Origin of the sequence: Streptomyces sp. NPDC002619, assembly GCF_042889305.1 — a bacterium.
Lineage (GTDB): Bacteria > Actinomycetota > Actinomycetes > Streptomycetales > Streptomycetaceae > Streptomyces.
On sequence record NZ_JBIAQV010000004.1, the window covers coordinates 287,247 to 307,889 of the forward strand.

Consider the following 20,643-nt stretch of genomic DNA (forward strand, 5'->3'; position numbering starts at 1 on the left):
TCGCCATCGTCTGAACAGGTGGCGCCCGCCGGCCGTACTCCTGTACGGATCACGAAACGCTCCGCGGAAGGGAACACCCTCATGACCAGCGCATCGTTCAAGCCCGCATCGGGACCGGCCCGCCGAACCGTCATGGCGGCGGCCGGAGCGGCGGGCCTAGCCGTCGCGCTGACCGCCTGCGGGTCGGACGACAGTTCGTCGGACTCCTCCAATGTGTCCGGTTCCGGTACCACGCAGGACAGCAACGGCTCGGGCGGTGCCGCCGCGGCCGGTGGCACCGCACTTGCGAAGACCTCCGAGATCCCGGAGGGCGGCGGCAAGATCTTCAAGGACCAGGGCGTGGTCGTCACCCAGCCGACGGCCGGCACGTACAAGGCGTTCTCCTCGAAGTGCACCCACCAGGGGTGCGCGGTGACCAGCATCACAGGCGGCGCGATCGTCTGCCCGTGCCACGGCAGCGAGTTCTCCGTCGCGGACGGCAGCGTCAAGAAGGGTCCCGCGACCCAGCCGCTGCCGTCCGAGAACGTCACCGTGTCCGGCGACGAGATCAAGCTCGCCTGAGTGTCAGGACCGTCGGCGCGGCCTCTTGAGGCAGCCGAGCACCTCGTCGGTGGTCGCGACCGTGGCGACCAGCGCGAGGGTGTTGCGGATCATCGCGGGGGTGTAGTCGGTGGGCACCCCCGCGATGGCGTCGGCGGGGACGACGACGGTGTAGCCGCGGTTCACCGCGTCGAACACCGCGTTGGGGACGGCGACGTTGGCCGACACCCCGGTGACGATCAGCGTGCGGCAGCCCAGGTTGCGCAGCAGGGCGTCGGCGTCGGTGCCCTGGATGGGCGAGAGGCCGTGCAGCCGCCGTACGACGAGGTCCTGCTCGGCGACCTCGATGGGCGGCGCGATCCGGACGGCGGTGGTGCCGGTCAGCTGCTGGACAGGCAGCCGTGCGGCGGCACGGAAGAGCCGGGCGTTGCGGTTGGCGCCCCTGCCGTCGGGGCGGCGTTCGGCGACGGCGTGGATCACCTGGACGCCCGTGTCGTGGGCGGCGGCGACCAGCCGGGCGACATTGCCGAGGGCGCCGGAGGCACGGGCCTCGTTGGCGAGTTCGGGCAGCGCGCTGTCGGGGCCCACCACTCCCTGCTGGCACTCCACGGTGAGCAGGACGGTGTTGACGGGATCGAGAAGTTCGGCGAGTTGCTCGTACGACGCCATGACGCCCCCTATCGCCTACATGCGGGGCGGGCGAGACTAGCCAGCATTGCGCGAGAGCGGAACAACCAGGGAGGGGGCGCGTCGTATGACCGTCACTCAGCGCCGGGGCCGGAAGATCATGATGACGCCGGGCGAGCTGGACGAGTTCCTCGCCGGCGAGCGCACCTGCCGGGTCGCCACCGTGTCCACGGACGGCGCTCCGCACGTGAGCGCCCTGTGGTTCGTCTGGGACGGCACGTCGCTGTGGCTGTATTCCGTGGTGCGCAGCAGGCGCTGGGCCGATCTGCGTCGCGATCCGCGGGTGGCGGTCGTGGTGGACTCCGGCGAGGAGTACGACCAGCTGCAGGGCGTCGAACTGTCCGGCACCGTGGAGTTCGTGGGCGAGCTTCCCCGCACCGGGGAGCTGTGCGCCGAACTCGACGCTCCGGAGGCCCTGTTCGCGCGCAAGAACTTCGGCATCGAGGAAATGCCGTACGACGGCAGGCACGCCTGGCTCCGGCTGACCCCGGACAAGATCGTCTCCTGGGACTTCCGCAAGCTGGGCTCGCTGTAAGGCGGTTCAGCCGACCTGCTGTGCCGCCTCGCGCAGTGCCTCCACCGCCGCGCGGATCGAGGGACGGCGGTCGGCGTCGGCGCGCCAGACGACGTACACATGGCGGCGCACCCGCTGCTTGAGCGGGACCATGACGACGCCGGGCGGCACCGGCCGGCGGCCCAGGAGCGGCGCGATACAGACACCCAACCCGGCGGAGACCAGGCCGAGTTGAGTGTGGGTCTCGGCGGCGCGGTGGCCGACGATCGGCTCGACGCCCCGCGAGCGCAGCGTGAACATCAGCCACTCGTGGCAGAACTCGCCCTCGCCCCAGGTGATCCACTCGTCCTCGGCGAACTCCCCCAGGTCCACCTCGTCCCGGTGCGCGAGCCGGTGGCCGGCCGGCATCGCCACGTCGGCGGGATCGTCGAGCAGGGGCGCCTTGACCAGTCCGTCCGGGACCGGCATGGGCTTGTTGTACCAGTCCAGGACGACGGCGAGGTCCAGGTCGCCGCGGACGACTCCGGCGACACCGTTCTCCGGTTCCAGCTCGCACGAGCGCACGCGCAGTGCCGGGTGCCGGGTCAGCAGCGCGGCGAGCGCGGTGGGGAACAGACCGCGGGCGGCCGTGGGGAAGGCGGACAGCCTGAGTTCGCCGACGACCTGGCCGCGGTGCGCCTCCAGGTCGGACTGGGCGAGCTCCACCTGGGAGAGGATTCGCGCCGCGTGCTCGGACAGCAGACGGCCCGCGTCCGTGAGACGTACACCTCGGCCGTTCTTGGCGAGGAGCTGCTGCCCCACCTCCCGCTCCAGCTTGCCCAGCTGCTGCGAGACCGCTGACGTGGTGACGTGCAGCGCCTCGGCGGCGCCGCTGACCGAGCCGTGCCGGGCGAGGGCGTCGAGGGTGCGCAGTCGCTCCAGGTTCAACATATAAGCGATCCTACGAGGTATCCCGTGAGAAATCTCGATTGTGCTACGAGGTTGCCTGCTGCATCGTTACGACCATGAGCACCGTCACCACCAGCACCCCGGTCGGCGCGGACCCGCGCCTCCGCGCCCGCCTCGACTGGCGTCTCCGCTTCGCCGGCCTGTCCCTGACCTGGGGCTTCAGCTTCCTCCTCATCAAGGTGGGCACCCATGGCTACGCGCCCTTCCAAGTCACCCCGGGGCGGCTGGTGTTCGGTACGGCGGTGCTGGCGGCGGCGATGGCGGTGAGGCGGGAGCGGCTGCCGCGCGGGGCGCGCACCTGGGGGCACCTGGCGGTCGCCGCGTTCCTGCTGAACGCCCTGCCCTTCTCGCTGTTCGCGTACTCCGAGCTGACAATCCCGTCCACGCTGGCCGGTATCTGCAACGCCACGTCGCCGCTGTGGGGGATGGCGCTGTCCCTGGTCGCGCTGTCCGAGGACCGCCCGACGCGGGTCCGCTTCGCCGGCCTCGGCCTCGGTTTCCTCGGGGTGCTGACGGTTCTCGGCGCGTGGCAGGGATTTCACGGGCTGGACGCGAGGGGGACGGCGATGGCGTTGCTGGCCTCGCTGAGCTATCCGGTCGGGTGGATCTATGTGCGGCGGACGCTGGCGGGGGCGGGGGGTTCGCATTTGTCCATGACCGGGGCGCAGTTGTTGTTGGCGACGGTTCAACTGGCTGTTGTGACACCGCTGTTCACTTCGTTTCCGGGACACTTCTCCCTGGCTCCGCTGCTCGCGATCGCCGCGCTGGGGGCGCTCGGGACGGGGCTGGCCGTTCTCGTTCAGTACGGGCTCGTCGCCGAAGTCGGGCCCACGACAGCGCAGATGGTCACGTACTTCATTCCGGTCATCGCCACCGGGGCGGGGGTTGCCATTCTTGGGGAGTCGCTCCGCTGGACCACTCCGGTGGGGGCGGTGGTGGTTCTTGCGGGCGCGGCCCTCACCCAAGTTCGCGCAGCTCCCCGCGCGTCCAGGTAGGTCGGCCACAGCTACACATAAGTCCTCACCGGTACCGTGCCCACCGCTTTTGCCACGGCGTCTGCCAAAGGGTCGACCTCTTCCGCTCGCAGCGTCGAGATCGTGACGCGGATCGCCGGCGGGGCGTTCAGACGGAAGCGGGCGCCCGGGGAGACCGCCCAGCCCGCGTGGAGGAGGCGGGCCACCGCGGCCGTCTCGTCGGGGACCGGGACCCAGACGTTCATGCCGCTGCGGCCGTGGGCCGGGACTCCGCGCTCGGCGAGGGCGTCGATGAGGAGGGTGCGGCGGGTGCGGTAGGCCGCCGCCACAGCGGGGCCGTCCACGGCGCCGTCCGTCCACAGCCGGACCAGGGCCCGCTGCAGCAGACGGCTCACCCAGCCAGGCCCCAGCCGCTGCCTCCCCCGCACCCGGTCGACCGTGACCGAGTCACCGGTGAGGACGGCCAGGCGCAGGTCGGGGCCGTACGCCTTGGCCGCGGAGCGGACGAAGGCCCAGTGGTGGGTGACGCCCGCCAGGGGGTGCAGCGGGAGGTCGACGATGCCGTGGCCGTGGTCGTCCTCGATCAGCAGGGTCTGCGGATGGTTACGGAGGACCGCGCTCAGGGCACGCGCGCGTGGGGCGCTCACGGCGGCGCCAGTGGGGTTGTGCGCGCGGTCCGTGACGATCAGGGCGCGGGCGCCGGACTCCAGGGCGCGGCGCAGGTCGTCGGCGCGGGGGCCCTCGTCGTCGACGCCCACAGGGACCGTGCGCAGTCCGAGCGCCGGCACCAGGTCGAGGGTGCGGCCCCAGCCGGGGTCCTCGACGGCGACGCCGTCGCCCGGCTTGAGATGGGCTGCCAGCACGCGCTCGATGGCGTCCAGGGAGCCGGAGAGCACGGCGAGCGGTCCGGCGGGCACTCCGTCGGCGTCGAGTGCGGCCCGCGCGATCCGCGCCAGCTCCGGTTCCACCGCCTCGGCGCCGTACAGCACCGGCTCCCGGTCGCCCGCCTCGGCCGCGCCGGCGAGGGCTGGCGCGAGGGGTGGGAGGAGCGCGGGGTCGGGGTTGCCGTCCGACAGGTCGCGGACCCCGGCCGGCACGTCGACGTGCAGCCGCTCGCGTCCGGTGGTGGCGGGTTTGGAGCGGATACGGCTGCCCCGGCGTCCGGCGGTCTCAATGACCCCACGTTCGCGCAGGGTGCGGTAGGCGGCCGCGACGGTGTTGGGATTCACTCCCAGCCGGGTCGCCAACTCCCGCATGGGTGGGAGCAGTTGGCCGGGCTCCAGCTCTCCGGCGCCCACCGCGCGTTCGACGCTCGCCGCGATCTCTGCTGCACCACGGCCACTGATCGGATACTCTCCTAGCACAAAGTCGATTATGCACTAGTGCAATGGGAGAGCGCCATGCAGGGGATCCAGCGGACGTCGCCGCCGCCCGCCGCCTACACCCCGACCGACCGCACCGTCCCCACACGGGCCGCCGAGAAGGCGTCGTACGACAAGGACCTGGTGCACGCGATACTCGACGAGGGCTACGTCTGCCACCTCGGCTTCGTCCGCGACGGCGCCCCGGTGGTGCTGCCGACGCTGTACGGCCGGGTCGGCGAGCGGTTGTACGTCCACGGCTCGACGGGCTCGCGCCCGCTGCGCATGACCGGCGCCGCCGACCCGGGGCTCCCGGTGTGTCTGACGGTGACGCACGTCGACGGTCTGGTGCTGGCCCGCTCGGCCTTCCACCACTCGATCAACTACCGCTCCGTGGTGGTCCACGGCACCGCCCATCAGATCGACGACCCGGAGGAGCGGCGGGTGGCCCTGGACGCGCTGGTCGACCACGTCGTGCCGGGCCGTTCCGCCGACTCCCGGCCCGCGAACAAGAGGGAGCTGGCCGCCACCGCGGTGATCCGCCTCGACCTGGACGAGGTCTCGGCCAAGGTCCGCACGGGCGGCGCGAACGACGAGCCCGAGGACCTGGAACTCCCCCACTGGGCCGGGGTCGTCCCGCTGCGCAAGGGGTACGACGTGCCGGTCGCCAACGCCGACCTGGCGCCCGGCATCGCGCTCCCCGACTACCTCGGAGGCCTGTGATGCTGATCCACCCCTGGGACGCGGCCCGCGACGACGCCGAGTGGCAGACCTGGCTGGCCGCCCACGACTTCGGTCAGCTCGCGGTCAACGGCCCGGCCGGCGAGCCGCCGTTCGTCCAGCCGCTGCACTTCGCCTACGACCCCGAGCGCGGCGAGGCCGTCACCCACCTCGCCCGCCCCAACCCGCTGTGGCCGGCCCTCGAGGCGAACCCTGTCGTGCTGCTGAGCGTGGTCGACGACTACGTGTACGTCCCCGGTCCCTGGCAGGCCCCGCCGGACGTCCCGCCCGAGCACGGCGTCCCCACGAGCTTCTACACCGCCGTCCAACTGCGCTGCACGGCCCATGTCATGGACGACCCGGCGGCCAAGGCTGAGCTCCTGAACCGCCAGCTCGGCCACTTCCAGCCGGACGGCGACTCGTCCCGCGCGGCGCCGGGCGAGGCGCCGTACGGCCGCATGCTGTCCGGCATCCGCGGGCTGCGCCTCGAAGTGACCGGCGTCCGGGCCAAGTTCAAGTACGCGAGCCACAAGCCGGCAGAGGTCCAGGACAGGATCGCCGCGGGCCTCGCGCTGCGGGGCGGACCGGGCGACGGGGCGGCACGGGACCACCTGGCGCGGCGACGCGGGGCGTGACGGGCCACCCGGCCGGCGACACGGGGCATGGAGAGGCCACCCGGCCCGACGACACAGGGCATAAGGCGCCACCGAGCTCGACGACGCGAGGCGTGACGGGCCACATGGCGCGGCGACGCAGGGCATGAGGGGCCGCCCGGCCCCGCGACCGGGCGCCTTGAGGCCGCCGAGGCGACCGGGGCGGGCGGCCCCTCCCCCGCAGGTCAAGCAGGCATCGGCTCCGGGTTGCGCGCCGCGCGCGCCTCGGCCAGCGCGAGCCCGGCGACCGACCCGAGCATCAGCAGGGTGCCCGCGACCGTGGGGGCCGTCAGGTGCTCGCCCAGCAGGGCGACGGCGAGGACCGCCGCGCTCACCGGTTCAAGGAGCATGATCACGGAGACGGTGGCGGAGCGTACGACGGCCGCGCCCGCGAAGTAGAGGGCGTACGCGACGGCCGTGGGCACGGCCGCGATGTAGGCGAGGAGCCACACGATGCGGGCCGGGTCGGCGGCGTGCGGCACGAGGCCGTCGGACAGGGCGAACGGCAGCAGACAGGCACTGGTGACCGCGAACGCCCATACGGTCGTACCCGAGCTGTCGGTGCCGCCGTCGCGCCCCCACCAGCGGGTGAGCAGCGTCATGGCGGAGTAGCCGGCCGCCGAGGCCAGCGCCAGCAGGACACCCGCCGGGCGTACGGTCGCGCCCGAGCCGCCGAGCGTGAGCACCGCAAGACCGGCGAGCGCCCCGGCCACGGCGGCGGCCCCGCCGCGCCCGAGCCGCTCGCCCAGGGCGAGGCGGGCGCCGAGCGCGATGAGGACGGGTCCGGCGCCGAGCGTGACGACGGTGGCCACGGCGAGTCCGGTGGCCGAGACGGCCGCGAAGTAGGCGGTCTGGAACACCGCCAGGCCGAGGCCGGTGGTCACGGCCTTCACCGCCCTGCGGCCCAACGGCTCCGGGACGACCGCACGGCGGGCGCCGGAACGCAGCAGCCGGCCGGCGAGCAGCAGGACGAGTCCCGCGGCGCAGCGCCAGAAGGAAAGGGTGACGGCGCCCATGTCACTGGCCCGGTAGACCAGTGAGGCGGCGGCGCCCGCGGTGCCCCAGGCGGCACCGGCGACGATCAGATAGAGGAGGCCACGCCCGACGGGCAGGCCGAAAGCGTCGTTCGACACGAATTCTCTCCGCAGAGGTGCAGAAGTACGGGAGGCGACCCGCTCCCAGCGGGGCGCGCGGACTTCGTCTGCGGGCAGCACCGTCCCGCCCGGCGATCAGCTCGACCAGGCGTGAATCCCGGAGGCCCGCCTCAGGCGGCCGGAGGCGGAAGGACGAGTGCGTTCGACGGCATGTTCGACACCTTAGGCGACGGGTTCCCGGACGGACAACTCGCTCTCGGCGACGCCGCTCGCCACCGGCTCGGCGGAGCCCTTGGCGGGCGTCGAGGACTGCGCGATGAACGCGCCGACCAGGACGACCGCACCGCCCACGACCTGTGGCGCCGACAGATGCTCGCCGAGCAGCACCCAGGCGAGGACGGTCGCGACCACCGCCTCGAGACAGGCCACCACGCCCGCGACCTGCGGGGAGAGCCGCCGTACCGACAGCACACCGGTGACGTACGCGACGACCGTGGCGACCAGCACGATCCACAGAAGAAGGGCGGCGGCCGGGACCGGGCTGCCGTTCAGCTGCGCGGTGCCGGAGAGCACGGACCAGTCCATGGCCCAGGGGCGGGCGACGGCGGTCAGGACGACGGCGCCGACGAGCAGGCCGTACGCGATGACGCCGAGCGGGTCAGGGGCCTCGGCGCCCGCATCGCTGCCCTGGTCGGCCAGGACGAAGTATCCGACCTGGCAACAGGCCGCGCACAGCGCGAGGAGCAGTCCGAGGGCGTCAAAGCCGAGTCCGGACCACACCTCCACGACACAGGCGAGACCGCCGGCGGCCAGGACCACGCCGAGCGCGGCGGCGCGCGTCACCGGCCGGCGCTGCACGAACCGCACCCAGCCGAGGACCAGGGCAGGGGCCAGGTACTCGACGAGCAGGGCCACGCCGACCGGGATGCGCGAGATCGCGGCGAAGTAGCACGCCTGGACTCCGGCCACGGCGAGCAGTCCGAACCCGGCGAGCAGCGCGGGCCGGCGGCGCGGCAGGTCACGGTGACGCACCGCGAGCGGCAGCATCACGAGGGCGGCCCCGGCCACCCGCAGCCACACCACGTGCAGCGGGCCGAGGCCCGCCTCGATCAGCGGCTTGGCCGCGACACCGGATCCCCCGAAGGCGAGCGCGGACGCGAGCGCGAGGCCGAGCCCGACGCCCTTCCCACGGCTGCCGTGACTGCTCTCTGACATACGCACCGGCACATGATGACAGGCGACGACATGACCGTCACCCCCGTTGACACCTGTCTCGCCGACTGGACGGAACCACCCTCTGCCCTCGGCCCTCAGCAGGCGGCACCGCCGTCGCCGGCGTACTCCCCCGTGTGGTTGTCGATCCGTGCGAGCAGGTCGGCCGGGCGCACTCCGGCGCGGGCCAGCACCTCGACGGCCCGGGCCTCGGGGTCCGCGACGATCGCCGCGAGGAGATCGGTGCCCACGGCCCGCCCCACGCCACGCCGCCAGGCCCGTCCGCGGGCGTGCTCCATGGCGGTCGCGGCGAGCGGCGACCAGCCGCCCACGTCCTTCGCCTCGGCGCTCTTGGGGTCGGACACCACGGCCATCGCGCCCGAGTCCTCGACCGTGCTCTGCCAACGCAGCCCGTAGCCGATGCTGCGCTGCACGAGATAGCCGAGGAGGCGGGCGATCTGCGGGGCGTCGCCGATCACGGCGCACACGCCGGGGTCGGACTCCAGGAGCGAGTGCAGCAGATGGGCGGTGTCGATCTGCCGGTCCCCGTCCCGGACGGCCCTCCGGCGGGCACCGGCGACCACCGCTGCCAGCTCGGCACCGAGCCCGGCATCGTCGTCCGCCTTGCGCAGGCCCTGGTCATCGGCGGGCTGGCGGGGAATACGGGATTGCACATCCTCTACCTCATCAGCCCCTCGGGCTCGAGTCATCCCCGGGCGGAAGCATCTTCGAGTCCCACACAGAGTGGACGTCGCGGGCAGGAATCTCCTCCTTACGGATGAGATCAGGCCGAATTTCCACAAGGGGCGCGCGCCGCCTTGCCTCGCGTCCCGGATGCAACCCCCCACGCATCTTTCCTGCGTCACCACGGCGTGAAGAACAAGTGCTGGAACGAGTGTTGGCTGGTGGCCCTGCCGGCGATCGACGGCAGACAGTACGTGCACCGGGCGTACGCCTCGCAGGACGCGCTGCCAGCCGGCCTGTTCTGGGACGCGTGGCACACGCACGACGAGAGCACGTTCCCGCGCGCGTGGGACCTGTTCGACGCGGCACTCATACGAAGGGTCGGCTGAGCCGCCACCTTCCACATTTTCTGACGGTTCATCAGTATTGAATGTTCAGGCCCCTGCGGCTACGTTCCGCGACACCGTAGCCCGACACGAAGGGGTGGCCCCATGGCCGAAGTCAGCGCGGAGGCACGCATCCAGGCACCGGCCGAGAAGGTGTGGGCGCAGCTCACGGACTGGCCGGCGTACGGGGAGTGGAACGCGACCCACACGAACTTCCCCAAGGGCGGCCCGGAGACCCTGGCGGTGGGCGGGACCTTCCAGGAGAACATGAAGCTGATGGGCTTCCCGGCGGAGGTCGAGTGGACCGTCGAGGAGGTGGAGCCGGCCCGGGTGCTCGCAATTCGCGGCAAGGGCCCGATGGCGGTCACCGTCGCCACGCGCTACACCCTCACCCCGGACGGCGACGCCACGACGGTGCGCATCGACGGCGAATTCACGGGCGCCGCCGTGTCCCTGATGGCGGGCAAGCTCAAGGACTCGGCGACGGCCGCCCTGACCGAGTCGCTGCGCAAGCTGGACGGACTGGTGGCCTGAGCCGCCGCACGCACACACGAAGGCGCCCCGCGGCAACTCCACGGGGCGCCTTCACACTCGTACGGCCATAGGTGGTCGTACGGTCGTCAGTCCTCGTCGGCGAGGATCAGATACAGCTTCTTGCGGGCGTCGTTGATGACGGTCAGCGCCTTGTCGCGCTGCTCCTTGCTGCCGGCCTTCCAGACCTGGCCGAAGGCCTCCATCAGACCGAAGCCGGCCTGCCGGATCTCTCCGAGTGCCTCCCAGTCGACCCCGCGGGAGGCTTCCTCCCAGGGGGCGTCGGGGCCCTCGTCGGCGGCGGTGCGGCCGTCCTCGCTGAGCGAGTACAGCTTCTTGCCACCCTCGCTCTCACTGGCGATCAGGCCCTCGTCCTCCAGCAGTTGGAGCGTGGGGTAGACCGAGCCGGGGCTGGGCTTCCACACGCCGCCGCTGCGCTCGGCGATCTCCTGGATCATCTCGTAGCCGTGCATCGGCCGGTCCTTGAGCAGGGCCAGGATCGAGGCCCGCACGTCACCGCGCCGCGCCCTTCCCTTCGGGCCACCGCGTCCTCGCGGACCCCAGGGCCCGGGTCCGAAACCGGGCCCACCGGGCCCGAAGCCCGGACCACCCGGCCCGAAGGGCCCGAAGGCGGCACGCCGCCCCTCGAAGCCACCCCGGCCGTGCCGGTGGGGGCCGTCCTGCCGATGTCCACGCTCGAATCCGTGGCTGCGCATCGCAATCACTCCATTCCATCGTTGATCTGTCGCGATGCGTCAACGATATATCGGAACCGATCGGATGACAATGCCCTTCGACCTGGGCGTCAGTGACCTGTCTCATCGAGCACACGCGCCGCCGAGCTGGGCGACGGCGACACTGACCGCCCCATTTGTCGAGGCGAAGGTGGGGCCTCGGCGCCTGGGGCCTGTTGCGAAAGTCCCGCCTGCCCGGCGACGCCATGCACGCTCCCCCACTGCCTGAAGGGCGTGGGAGGTGCCCCCACTCGCCGCACCGGGCACAGACCCGAGTACGTCCAGTACGAGGGCCTGCACCCGGCACGCCGAGAGCATGCACCTGACGCCGCCCGGCCCGCCCTTCGGACGGACGACGGGACTTTCGCAACAAGCCCTAGTCGCTGCCAGCAGTGGACTTGCGACGGCGTCGCTGGGCCTTCTCCCGGCAGCTCCTTGAGCACCAGTGACGGGCTCTTCCGGACTCATCCCTCTCGGTCAGGAGGCTCTCAGCGAGAAGTGACGGCTTTCAGCAAGAGGCGGCCCTGTCGCCCGGACGGGGCTCGGGCGGGGTGGTGAGGTCCTGCTCGGCCCAGACGATCTTGCCGGTCGGAACCGAGCGGGCGCCCCATCTGCGGGACAGTTGGGCCACCAGGAACAGGCCGCGGCCGCTCTCGTCGACCCTGCTCGCGTGACGCAGCGTCGGTGAGCAGCCGCTGGTGTCGAGCACCTCGCAGGTCAGGACCTGGTGCCGGATCAGGCGCAGCCCGATCGGGCCGGAGCCGTGGCGGAGGGCGTTGGTGACCAGTTCACTGACGATCAGCTTCGTGGCGTCCTCAAGACGTTCCAGGCCCCATGCGACCAACTGACCGGCCGTCAGGTCCCGGGCACTGCGGACGGAGGACCGGTCGCACGGCAGCGTCCAGGAGGCGACCTGACCCGGGCCGAGTGAGCGGGTCCGCGCCAGGAGCAGGGTCACGTCGTCGGTCGGCGCCTGCCACGGACGCGTCTCCATGGCGCGGGTGCCGAGTTCTTCCAGGGAGCGGCCCGACCCCGCCAGTGCCGTGCCCAGACGGCGCATTCCTGCCTCGATGTCGTCGTCACGCGTCTCGACCAGGCCGTCGGAGTACAGGGCGAGAAGACTGCCCTCGGGCAGGTCCAGTTCCACGGCCTCGAAGGGGATGCCCAGCCCGAGGCCCAGCGGTGGACCGTCGGGAAGGTCGGGGAAGGTGACCCGGCCCTGCGGGTCGACCATCGCGGGCGGAGGGTGTCCGGCCCGTGCCATGGCGCACTTCCCCGTGACCGGGTCGTACACGGCGTACAGGCAGGTGGCGCCCAGCACGGCAGGGCTCTGGTCCTGAGCGTCGGCATCCCCCTCCGCCAGTCGCTGGACCGTGTCGTCGAGGTGGGTCAGCAACTCCTCGGGGGCCAGTTCCATGTCCGCGAGCGTGCGTACGGCGGTGCGCAGCCTGCCCATGGTCGCGGCGGCGTCGATCCCGTGGCCGACCACATCGCCGACGACGAGAGCGACCCGGGCGCCGGACAGCGGGATCACGTCGAACCAGTCGCCCCCGACCCCGTTGTCGAGGTCGGCGGGCAGATACCGCGAGACCGCCTCGACCGCCGCCCCACCCCTCAAGCGGTGCGGCAGCAGGTTGCGCTGCAGCGCGAGCGCCGCGGAGTGTTCGCGGGCGTACTGACGAGCGTTGTCCAACGACAGCGCGGCGCGGCCGACGAGTTCTTCGGCCAGCAGCAGATCGACCTCCTGGAACGGCACCGGGTCCTCGGTGCGGACGAACAGCGCCACCCCCAGAAGGGTGCGCCGGGCGCGGATGGGGACGACCATCAGCGAGTGCATGCCGTTCTCCTGCGCCGTCCGCGCCCGTGCCGGGTCCTCGTCGAACCAGGTACCCTCTGCGGTGTCCAGGACGGGTTCCAAGTGGGACCTCCCGGTGCGCATTACGTCCGTGAAGGGTGACGCGGACGGTATGAGGACCGGGTCACCGCGCACCCAGGGGGATTCGGGCACCCCCTGGTGGATCGAGGCCAGACCGGCGCGCCGGAACACCGGGAGGCGCTCCCCGAACGGGCCGACGCGGGCCGGAGGCCCGTCGCCGACGGGAACCGACTGCTCCAGGTCGACGGCGGCGTAGTCCGCGAACAAGGGCACGGCGAGGTCGGCCAGTTCCTGGCTGGTCCGCACCACGTCCAGGGTTCTGCCCAGGTGCGTACTGGCCTCGGTGAGGATGGCCAGGCGCTCGTACGCCCGTCGGATCTCGGTGACGTCGACGCTGATGACGCACACCCCTGTCGCTCGGCCGTCGGCGCCCTGGAGACGGAAGAGCGACGCCGCGAACGTGTGGTCCCGGCGCGCACCCTGCGCGAGCCACGCCCGGTAGGAGTAGACCCTGGTGGTGCCGGTGTCCAGCACATGCCGCAGCGTTTCCTGGAGTGTTTCGGCCTCGATGCCGGCCAGCGCGTCGGTGAGCCGGTGGCCGAGACGTCGCTCAGGGGGGATGCCGTCGTGGCTCTCCATCGTGTCGTTCACCCACGTACACCGCAGCCGCAGGTCACGGAACACAATACCGATCGGCACGTGGGCGAGAAGCGACTCCCGCACCGATCCGGTCACCGTGTCCCCCGACAGCGGGCCGGCGTCGGTCACGGACACGAGCCATCCGACGGCTCCGTCCTGCCCGCGCATCATGGAGATCCGCAGACTGACGGCGAGCGTACGGCCGTCGCGATGGCGTACCCCCGTGGTGCCCGACCAGCCGCTCCGGGCACGGCACTGCTCGACGAACGCCGATACCGTCGTGCCACCCTCGGAGGGCGGCAGGACGAATGCGGCGGACCGGCCCACCACGTCCCCTGCCGAGTATCCGACGAGCCGCTCGGCCGCCTGCGTCCAGCCGACTACGGTCCCCTGCTCGTCGAGCATCGCGATGGCCGAGTCGGCCGTCTCGCGCGTGCCCAGCGGGTGCCCACCGGATGTCACCCTGTCCATGCTGATCATCGAGCTTCTGCCCTCGGATAGGCGGGTCGGGGGCGGTACGCCATCCCGGCAGATGCGGATATTAGTTGCCCATCCACACCTTTCATGTAATTGACTGAACAGCTCGCTAATTTGTGACAGGTCAGGTTTGTGACAGGTCCGGCGAGACGAACACCGCGTGCGCCCATCCACGTCACGGCACGACATGGATCGGACCGTCACTGCGCGGCAGCCGAGCGGAAGAGACACACGTCACGTCCGGCCGTCTGTCACAGGTCGCAGGGCCATCCGGTCAGTGGTGTGTATCCGTACAACAGCAAGGAGATCACCGTGGAAGCGCGTGTCGACTACTTCGGCAACCCCCTCGCGGGAAAGGTGCTGAGGCACATCAACTCGGCGAGCAAGATCCTTTCGGAGTCGGCGCTGCCGGCCGCGACGCAGGAGTTGGTGAAGATTCGCGCCAGCCAGATCAACGGCTGCGGTTTCTGCACCGACATGCACACCAAGGACGCCGCCCACGCCGGGGAGACCCAGCAGCGTCTCAACCTGGTCGCGGCCTGGCGTGAGGCCACGGTGTTCACCGAGGCCGAGCGCGCCGCGCTGGAGGTGGCGGAACAGGGCACTCGCATCGCCGACGCGTCCGGCGGCGTCACCGACGAGGCCTGGGCGAACGCCGCCAAGCACTACGACGAGGACCAACTCGTCGCGCTGCTCTCCCTCATCGCCGTCATCAACGCCTACAACCGCATCAACGTCATCAACCAGCAGCCCGCCGGGGACTACCAGCCCGGCATGTTCGGCTAGCCGACCCACGGAGGAACAAGCACCATGCCCAGCTCCATCCCACCGCGCTTCGTGGACCGTGTGGCGATCGTGACGGGAGCGGGATCGGGCATCGGCCGAGCGACCGCGATCGCCCTGGCCGAGTCGGGGGCACACGTCCTCGGTGTCGGACGCCGTGCGGCGGCCCTGGAGAAGACGGCTCGCACCCACTCCGCCATCGCGGTCCTGCCGCTCGACATCTGCGAGGAGGGCGCCGCCGACACGGTGGTGGCCGACGCCGTGGAACGGTGGGGGCGGCTCGACGTGCTCGTGAACAACGCGGGCACGACGGCCGTGATGCCACTGGCCGAGACCGATCGCTCGGTGATCACCAGGCTGTTCGACCTCAATGTGACCGCGCCGAGCATGCTCGCCCATGCTGCGTTGCCGCACCTGCGGGACTCGTCCGGTTGCATCGTCAACGTGTCGAGCACGTACGGTCACCGTCCGCTCGCCGACGGAGCGCATTACGCCGCCACCAAAAGTGCCCTCGAACAGCTGACGCGGAGCTGGGCGCTCGAACTCGCGCCGGAAGGGGTGCGGGTGAACGCGATCGCCCCCGGGCCCACCGGGACGGATGTCCTGGTGGCGGCCGGGCTCCCTCAGGACACCGCCGACGAGATGCGCAAGCATGAACGTGAGCGCATCCCGACGGGCCGTCTCGGTGATCCCGAGGAGGTCGCGGACTGGATCCTGCGTATAGCCGATCCCCTGGGCGCGCACATCACCGGTCAGGTGCTGACGATCGACGGGGGACTCGAGCTCGTCTGACCTCCGGCCGGCCGTCGTGAGATGTCGCATACCGATGCAGACAAGGAATGGTCAACATGTCGTACCCGGACCGGGTGTATTGGGGAGACAGCGGTGAGGCCAGCGCGAATTTCCGCCCGGCGAGCACCCCACCGGGGGTCGGCGAAGCCGGTAAGGACGCCGTACATTACCTGGCGAGCACGGATACCACACGGGGCGAGTTCGGACTCTACCGAGTGGAGATGAGCGCGAGGGCGGGTGGGCCCAAAACGCATTTCCACAAGCGTATTTCGGAGTCCTTCTACGTTCTTGCCGGCACCGTTCGCCTTTTCGACGGGGCACAGTGGATCGACGGACAGCAGGGCGACTTCCTGCATGTGCCGCAGGGCGGACTGCATGCTTTCCGCAACGACTCCGACGCCCCGGCCGAGATGCTGCTGTTCTTCACGCCGGGAGCGCCGCGTGAGGAGTATTTCGAGAAGCTGTCACAGCTGGCCGACGCCACGGACGAGGAGCGCGCCGCGTTCTTGGACAAGCACGACTCGTACTTCGTGGAGTGACCGAGGGGCGGCTGGTCAGGCGCTCGGGCGGTAGGCCCGCAGGTCCCGGCACCGGGTCGGCTCTTCGTCGTCGACCGGCCTGAGCATGGGCCTGCCCCGCGCGCACTTCACGCTCGTCTGCTGATACGTCCTGTGCCCACGGACACCGACGCCACATCCTGCTGTGACGGCTTGTAGCATGGTGATCAAGGGCTGGAGGTCATTTATGCGTGCTCGGGACGACGCCGACTCCCTTGACCGGGCGACGAGCGATTTCATCGCGGCGCGTCCCCAACTCTTCGGTATCGCGTACCGCGTCCTCGGCAGTACCGCGGAAGCCGAGGACATCGTGCAGGAGGCGTGGCTGCGGTGGCAGCAGACCGACCGCGCGGACATTCACGAGCCGGCCGCGTTCCTTGCCACGGTCACTGCTCGGCTGGCGATCAACCTGGCCCGGTCCGCAAGAGTGCGCCGCGAGTCGTACGTCGGGCCCTGGATCCCCGAGCCGGTCGACACGAGCGAGGACCCGCAGTTGGGCGCGGAACGGGCCGAGGCGCTCGACCTGGCGGTCCTCTTCCTCCTGCAGAAGCTGAACCCCGTGGAACGGGCTGCCTACGTGCTGAGAGAAGCCTTCGACTACCCGTACAAGCAGATCGCGGACATGCTGGAGACGAGCGAGGCCAACACGCGCCAGCTGGTGAGCCGCGCTCGCAAGCATCTGTCGGAGCAGCGCAGGGAGCCGGTCAGCTCCGCCGCTCATCGGCGCCTGCTGGAGGTGTTCCTCACCGCGGCGCAGACGGGCGATCTGTCGGCGCTCAAGGACGTGCTCACAGAGGACGTGGTCAGTTACACGGACGGTGACGGTATACGCGGGGCAGCCAGGATTCCGGTCGTCGGACGTGAGCACGTCGCCAAGTTCGTCGCCGCCTTCGCCCCACGTTTCTGGCCCGAGACACGGGTGCGCTGGGTCGAGGCCAACGGCAGGCCGGCCGTCCTGGTATCGGCCAGTGGCAACGCGGTGGCCCTCCTGTCCGTCGACGTGTCGGCACGCGGCATCGAACGCCTCCTGTGGGTCATGAATCCCGCCAAGCTGGATTCCTACGTGGACTCGTTGCAGCAGTGACGAGAGCTGTCACAGATTTCCGGACCGCCTGGTCGTAGTAGGTGACAACCCAGGCGAATGGAGCAGATCGTGGCTATCACCGAACGACGTCTTTCCACCACGGTGTTGGTGATCGGGACCGGGGGCGCCGGGCTGCGAGCGGCCATCGAACTGGCGGAGGCCGGGGTCGACGTCCTCGCGGTCGGCAAGCGCCCCAAGGACGACGCCCACACAGCACTGGCGGCCGGGGGAATCAACGCGGCCCTGGCCACCATGGATCCCGAGGACAGCTGGCAGCAGCACGCGGCGGACACGCTCAAGGAGAGCTATCTGCTGGCCGACCCCCGTACCACCCAGATCGTCACTCAGGGTGCCGCCCGAGGCATCGACGACCTGGAACGCTACGGCATGAACTTCGCCAGGGAAGCGGACGGAAGGATCTCCCAACGGTTCTTCGGCGCCCACAAGTTCCGGCGGACTGCATTCGCCGGGGACTACACCGGCCTGGAGATCCAGCGCACGCTCATCACGCGCGCGGAACAGCTCGACATCCCCGTGCTGGACGGCGTCTACATCACCAGGCTCCTGGTACACGACGGTGCCGTTTTCGGGGCGTACGGCTTCGACCTCACGCACGGAACGCGCCACCTGATCCACGCCGACGCCGTGATTCTCGCGGCGGGTGGCCACACCCGCATCTGGCGGCGCACGTCCTCGCGGCGCGACGAGAACACGGGCGACTCCTTCCGTCTGGCCGTGGAGGCCGGAGCCCGGCTGCGCGACCCCGAGCTGGTCCAGTTCCATCCGTCAGGGCTCCTCGAGCCGGAGAACGCGGCCGGAACCCTGGTCAGCGAGGCTGCTCGGGGCGAGGGCGGCATCCTGCGCAACGCGCTCGGGGAACGGTTCATGGCGCGCTACGACGCGGAGCGCATGGAGCTGTCCACCCGCGACCGCGTGGCCCTGGCCTCGTACACGGAGATCAAGGAAGGGCGCGGCACTGCGGGCGGCGGCGTGTGGCTCGACGTCTCCCATCTGCCACGGCAGACGATCATGACGCGGCTGCCCCGTGTCTACCAGACGCTGATGGACCTGCAGATGCTGGACATCAGCCGCGAGCCGATCGAGGTCGCGCCCACCGCCCACTACTCGATGGGCGGGGTGTGGGTGCGTCCCGAGGACCACAGCACGGACGTGCGCGGCCTGTATGCCATCGGCGAGGCGTCGAGCGGGCTGCACGGCGCCAACCGCCTCGGCGGGAACAGTCTCATCGAGCTGCTGGTCTACGGCCGCATCACGGCTCAGGCGGCCGCCGTCTACTCGCAGTCCCTGACCGCGCAACCACGGTCGGCGTCGGCAACGGCCGAGGCTCGCGCGGAGATCGACGACCTTCTCGCCGTCGACGGTCCGGAGAACGTACGCGCTCTGCAGCGCGCCGTCCGCAACACCATGACCGAACACGCGGGAGTCGTACGCGACGAGGAGGGGCTTCGCGCCGGGCTCGCGGAACTCGCGGTGATCGAGAAGAGGATGGAGAGCGTCGGCGTGCACCCGGACATCGCGGGCTATCAGGACCTCGCTCACGCCTTCGATCTCAAGTCCGCCGCCCTGGCGGCCCGGGCCACGCTCGAAGCGGCGCTGGAACGTCGCGAGACACGCGGCTGTCACAATCGCAGCGACTACCCCGACCTGGATCCCGCTCTCCAGGTCAATCTCGTGTGGTCCCCGACGACCGGTATCACCCACGAAAGCATTCCGGCCGTTCCGGATGAGATTTCCGCGCTGATGGAAGAAGTCTCGACCGACGGAAAGCTCGTCGAATGACCTTGTCCCACCCGAAACCCTGTCACAAGTGGAGCCGCTGCCCGGTCTCTTCAATGCAGAACGAATGAACTCCTTCGAGAGGATTCCGTCATGAAGGTCGTAGTGATCGGTGGAACCGGGCTCATCGGCTCGAAGCTGGTCGGGAAACTCGCCGAGCACGGGCACGAGGCGGTCGCCGCCGCGCCCAACACCGGCGTCAACACGCTGACGGGCGAGGGGCTGGCCGAGGTCCTGAAGGGTGCGTCGGTCGTGGTGGACGTGTCCAACTCCCCCTCGTTCGAGGACGAGGCCGTCATGGTCTTCTTCCGCACTGCCACGACCAACCTCCTGGAGGCGGAGGCCGAGGCCGGCGTCACGCACCACGTGGCCCTGTCCGTGGTCGGCACCGAGCGCTTGCAGGAGAGCGGGTACTTCCGCGCCAAGCAGGCCCAGGAGGAGCTGATCAAGGCGTCCGGGATGCCGTACACCATCGTGCACGCCACGCAGTTCTTCGAGTTCGTCAAGGCGATCGCGGCCGAGGCGACCGACGGCGACACCGTGCGTCTGGCCCCGGCCAAGATCCAGCCCATCGCCTCGGACGATGTGGCCGCGGCCGTCGGTCGCGCCGCGGTCGGCAGCCCGGTGGGCGGTGTGGTGGAGGTCGCCGGCCCCGAGACTTTCGGGCTCGACGAACTGATCCGCACGGGACTGGCCGCCGCGAACGATCCCCGCACCGTGGTCACGGACCCGAAGGCCCGGTACTTCGCTGCCGAACTGGCGGAGACCACGCTCCTGCCCGGCCCGGACGCGCACATCGCCGAGACCCGGTTCACCGACTGGCTCGCGCGGCAGCAGTGAGCCCTTCGGGTGGCCCTCGCCGTCAGGCGGGGGCCACCTGGCTGTGGGGCTGGTTCCAGAGGCGGAGTTTGTCGGGGTTGAGGACGGCCCAGATATGTGCGACGTGGTGGTCGGCGATGTCGAGGCAGATGACGGCGGCCACCTGGTCGTCGTAGCGGGCGACGAGTCCGGTGCGGCCGTTGACGGAGTGCGCGGTCAGGGTGGAGCGCGGGCGGCGGGCCAGGAGTGTCAGCAGGCTGCGGGCGACCTGCCGGCTGCCGTGTACCGGCCCGACGAGTGTCCGGACCTTGCCGCCGCCGTCGAAGAACGCCATGACGTCCGGGCGCAGGAGCGACACGAGCAGTACGGCGTCCTCGCGCATGCAGGCGTCACGGACCGCGCGGGCGAGCGCGTCGTGCTCCAGGGGCGTCGTGGGGGCCGTCTCGAAGACTTCGTTGAGCACGACCCGGCAGGCCTTCTCCCCGCCGCCGGCCGCACCCCCGTCGGACACGGCGAGCCGGTCCAGACAGACCTCGACCGCGGTCCTCGCCAGCCAGGTCCGGGGAACCGCGATCCTGCCGCGCGCCGCGTCCGACAGGGCGTACCACCGGCGGTAGGTCCGATCGACCACACTCTCCGCAGCGCTCGGGCTGCGCAGCATCCCGTGGGCGACATCCAGCAGGTACCGACGCTCGTCGAGCAACTCGGCGATCGGGACAGCATCACGATGGTCCATAGGGCGTCCTCCGTCCCGCATCGCACCACCCGGCACGACCGCCGT

At 70.8% G+C, this 20,643-nt stretch carries 22 protein-coding genes; 13 read left to right on the top strand and 9 right to left on the bottom strand.

From position 1 onward, the window contains the following. Positions 1 to 81 precede the first annotated feature (81 nt). Positions 82 to 561 carry a Rieske (2Fe-2S) protein gene (locus tag ACFYXB_RS10695; protein ID WP_389580089.1) on the top strand — a complete coding sequence of 160 codons (480 nt, stop codon included), beginning with the start codon at positions 82 to 84 and terminating at the stop codon, positions 559 to 561. Positions 562 to 564: 3 nt separating this feature from the next. Here the strand turns inward: ACFYXB_RS10695 and ACFYXB_RS10700 are convergent, their stop codons facing one another. Continuing rightward, complete coding sequence (locus ACFYXB_RS10700) at positions 565 to 1,209, bottom strand: cysteine hydrolase (RefSeq protein ID WP_389580092.1); 645 nt, start codon at positions 1,207 to 1,209, stop codon at positions 565 to 567. A gap of 85 nt (positions 1,210 to 1,294) precedes the next feature. Between ACFYXB_RS10700 and ACFYXB_RS10705 the strand changes: the two genes are divergently transcribed. Further along, positions 1,295 to 1,762 (top strand): pyridoxamine 5'-phosphate oxidase family protein, encoded by a 468-nt coding sequence (locus ACFYXB_RS10705; protein ID WP_389580094.1) that lies wholly within the window; start codon positions 1,295 to 1,297, stop codon positions 1,760 to 1,762. Between the two features lie 6 nt (positions 1,763 to 1,768). Here the strand turns inward: ACFYXB_RS10705 and ACFYXB_RS10710 are convergent, their stop codons facing one another. Beyond that, positions 1,769 to 2,671, bottom strand: a complete 903-nt coding sequence (locus ACFYXB_RS10710) for a LysR family transcriptional regulator (RefSeq protein WP_389580097.1) — start codon at positions 2,669 to 2,671, stop codon at positions 1,769 to 1,771. Positions 2,672 to 2,745: 74 nt separating this feature from the next. Between ACFYXB_RS10710 and ACFYXB_RS10715 the strand changes: the two genes are divergently transcribed. Then, positions 2,746 to 3,684, top strand: a complete 939-nt coding sequence (locus tag ACFYXB_RS10715; protein ID WP_389580099.1) for a DMT family transporter — start codon at positions 2,746 to 2,748, stop codon at positions 3,682 to 3,684. A gap of 11 nt (positions 3,685 to 3,695) precedes the next feature. On the opposite strand, the gene ACFYXB_RS10720 is transcribed toward ACFYXB_RS10715, so the two are convergent. Continuing rightward, positions 3,696 to 5,027: an aminotransferase class I/II-fold pyridoxal phosphate-dependent enzyme gene (locus ACFYXB_RS10720; RefSeq protein ID WP_389580102.1), complete on the bottom strand. Its 1,332-nt coding sequence runs from the start codon at positions 5,025 to 5,027 to the stop codon at positions 3,696 to 3,698. A 36-nt stretch (positions 5,028 to 5,063) separates the two neighbouring features. On the opposite strand from ACFYXB_RS10720, the gene ACFYXB_RS10725 reads away from it, so the two are divergent. Beyond that, positions 5,064 to 5,747 (top strand): pyridoxamine 5'-phosphate oxidase family protein, encoded by a 684-nt coding sequence (locus tag ACFYXB_RS10725; RefSeq protein ID WP_389580105.1) that lies wholly within the window; start codon positions 5,064 to 5,066, stop codon positions 5,745 to 5,747. Then, the gene (locus ACFYXB_RS10730) at positions 5,747 to 6,379 is read left to right on the top strand and encodes an FMN-binding negative transcriptional regulator (protein ID WP_351347389.1); all 633 of its coding nucleotides are present in this window, start codon (positions 5,747 to 5,749) and stop codon (positions 6,377 to 6,379) included. The genes ACFYXB_RS10725 and ACFYXB_RS10730 overlap by 1 nt, the downstream gene beginning before the upstream one ends. 203 nt (positions 6,380 to 6,582) lie before the next feature. Here ACFYXB_RS10730 and ACFYXB_RS10735 read toward each other — a convergent pair whose 3' ends face one another. The 3 genes from ACFYXB_RS10735 to ACFYXB_RS10745 form a co-directional block, all read right to left on the bottom strand. Next, the gene (locus ACFYXB_RS10735; protein WP_389580107.1) at positions 6,583 to 7,530 is read right to left on the bottom strand and encodes a DMT family transporter; all 948 of its coding nucleotides are present in this window, start codon (positions 7,528 to 7,530) and stop codon (positions 6,583 to 6,585) included. Positions 7,531 to 7,713: 183 nt separating this feature from the next. Next, positions 7,714 to 8,706, bottom strand: a complete 993-nt coding sequence (locus ACFYXB_RS10740; protein WP_389580110.1) for a DMT family transporter — start codon at positions 8,704 to 8,706, stop codon at positions 7,714 to 7,716. A gap of 95 nt (positions 8,707 to 8,801) precedes the next feature. Beyond that, positions 8,802 to 9,377, bottom strand: coding sequence for a Clp protease N-terminal domain-containing protein (locus tag ACFYXB_RS10745; protein ID WP_389580112.1), 576 nt, complete (start codon positions 9,375 to 9,377; stop codon positions 8,802 to 8,804). A 198-nt stretch (positions 9,378 to 9,575) separates the two neighbouring features. On the opposite strand from ACFYXB_RS10745, the gene ACFYXB_RS10750 reads away from it, so the two are divergent. Beyond that, complete coding sequence (locus ACFYXB_RS10750) at positions 9,576 to 9,776, top strand: hypothetical protein (RefSeq protein WP_389580270.1); 201 nt, start codon at positions 9,576 to 9,578, stop codon at positions 9,774 to 9,776. A gap of 102 nt (positions 9,777 to 9,878) precedes the next feature. Further along, entirely contained in the window at positions 9,879 to 10,307 is a 429-nt protein-coding gene (locus ACFYXB_RS10755; protein WP_351347381.1) for an SRPBCC family protein, read from the top strand. Positions 10,308 to 10,393: 86 nt separating this feature from the next. Here ACFYXB_RS10755 and ACFYXB_RS10760 read toward each other — a convergent pair whose 3' ends face one another. Together ACFYXB_RS10760 and ACFYXB_RS10765 are read right to left on the bottom strand one after the other, a co-directional pair. Next, positions 10,394 to 11,020, bottom strand: coding sequence for a PadR family transcriptional regulator (locus tag ACFYXB_RS10760; RefSeq protein ID WP_389580116.1), 627 nt, complete (start codon positions 11,018 to 11,020; stop codon positions 10,394 to 10,396). A 526-nt stretch (positions 11,021 to 11,546) separates the two neighbouring features. After that, entirely contained in the window at positions 11,547 to 14,024 is a 2,478-nt protein-coding gene (locus ACFYXB_RS10765; protein ID WP_389580119.1) for a SpoIIE family protein phosphatase, read from the bottom strand. Positions 14,025 to 14,342: 318 nt separating this feature from the next. Between ACFYXB_RS10765 and ACFYXB_RS10770 the strand changes: the two genes are divergently transcribed. From ACFYXB_RS10770 to ACFYXB_RS10795, 6 genes are all read left to right on the top strand, one after another. Next, positions 14,343 to 14,816: a carboxymuconolactone decarboxylase family protein gene (locus ACFYXB_RS10770; RefSeq protein ID WP_389580122.1), complete on the top strand. Its 474-nt coding sequence runs from the start codon at positions 14,343 to 14,345 to the stop codon at positions 14,814 to 14,816. Between the two features lie 24 nt (positions 14,817 to 14,840). Continuing rightward, on the top strand, positions 14,841 to 15,605 hold the full coding sequence (locus ACFYXB_RS10775) for an SDR family NAD(P)-dependent oxidoreductase (protein WP_389580126.1): 765 nt from the start codon (positions 14,841 to 14,843) through the stop codon (positions 15,603 to 15,605). A 56-nt stretch (positions 15,606 to 15,661) separates the two neighbouring features. Further along, entirely contained in the window at positions 15,662 to 16,144 is a 483-nt protein-coding gene (locus ACFYXB_RS10780; protein ID WP_389580129.1) for a cupin domain-containing protein, read from the top strand. Between the two features lie 205 nt (positions 16,145 to 16,349). After that, positions 16,350 to 17,246, top strand: coding sequence for an RNA polymerase sigma-70 factor (locus tag ACFYXB_RS10785; RefSeq protein WP_389580132.1), 897 nt, complete (start codon positions 16,350 to 16,352; stop codon positions 17,244 to 17,246). A gap of 57 nt (positions 17,247 to 17,303) precedes the next feature. Beyond that, on the top strand, positions 17,304 to 19,046 hold the full coding sequence (locus ACFYXB_RS10790) for an L-aspartate oxidase (RefSeq protein WP_389580134.1): 1,743 nt from the start codon (positions 17,304 to 17,306) through the stop codon (positions 19,044 to 19,046). 90 nt (positions 19,047 to 19,136) lie between these two features. After that, on the top strand, positions 19,137 to 19,883 hold the full coding sequence (locus ACFYXB_RS10795) for an SDR family oxidoreductase (protein WP_389580136.1): 747 nt from the start codon (positions 19,137 to 19,139) through the stop codon (positions 19,881 to 19,883). 22 nt (positions 19,884 to 19,905) lie between these two features. On the opposite strand, the gene ACFYXB_RS10800 is transcribed toward ACFYXB_RS10795, so the two are convergent. After that, positions 19,906 to 20,598: an RNA polymerase subunit sigma gene (locus ACFYXB_RS10800; protein WP_389580139.1), complete on the bottom strand. Its 693-nt coding sequence runs from the start codon at positions 20,596 to 20,598 to the stop codon at positions 19,906 to 19,908. Positions 20,599 to 20,643 lie beyond the last annotated feature (45 nt).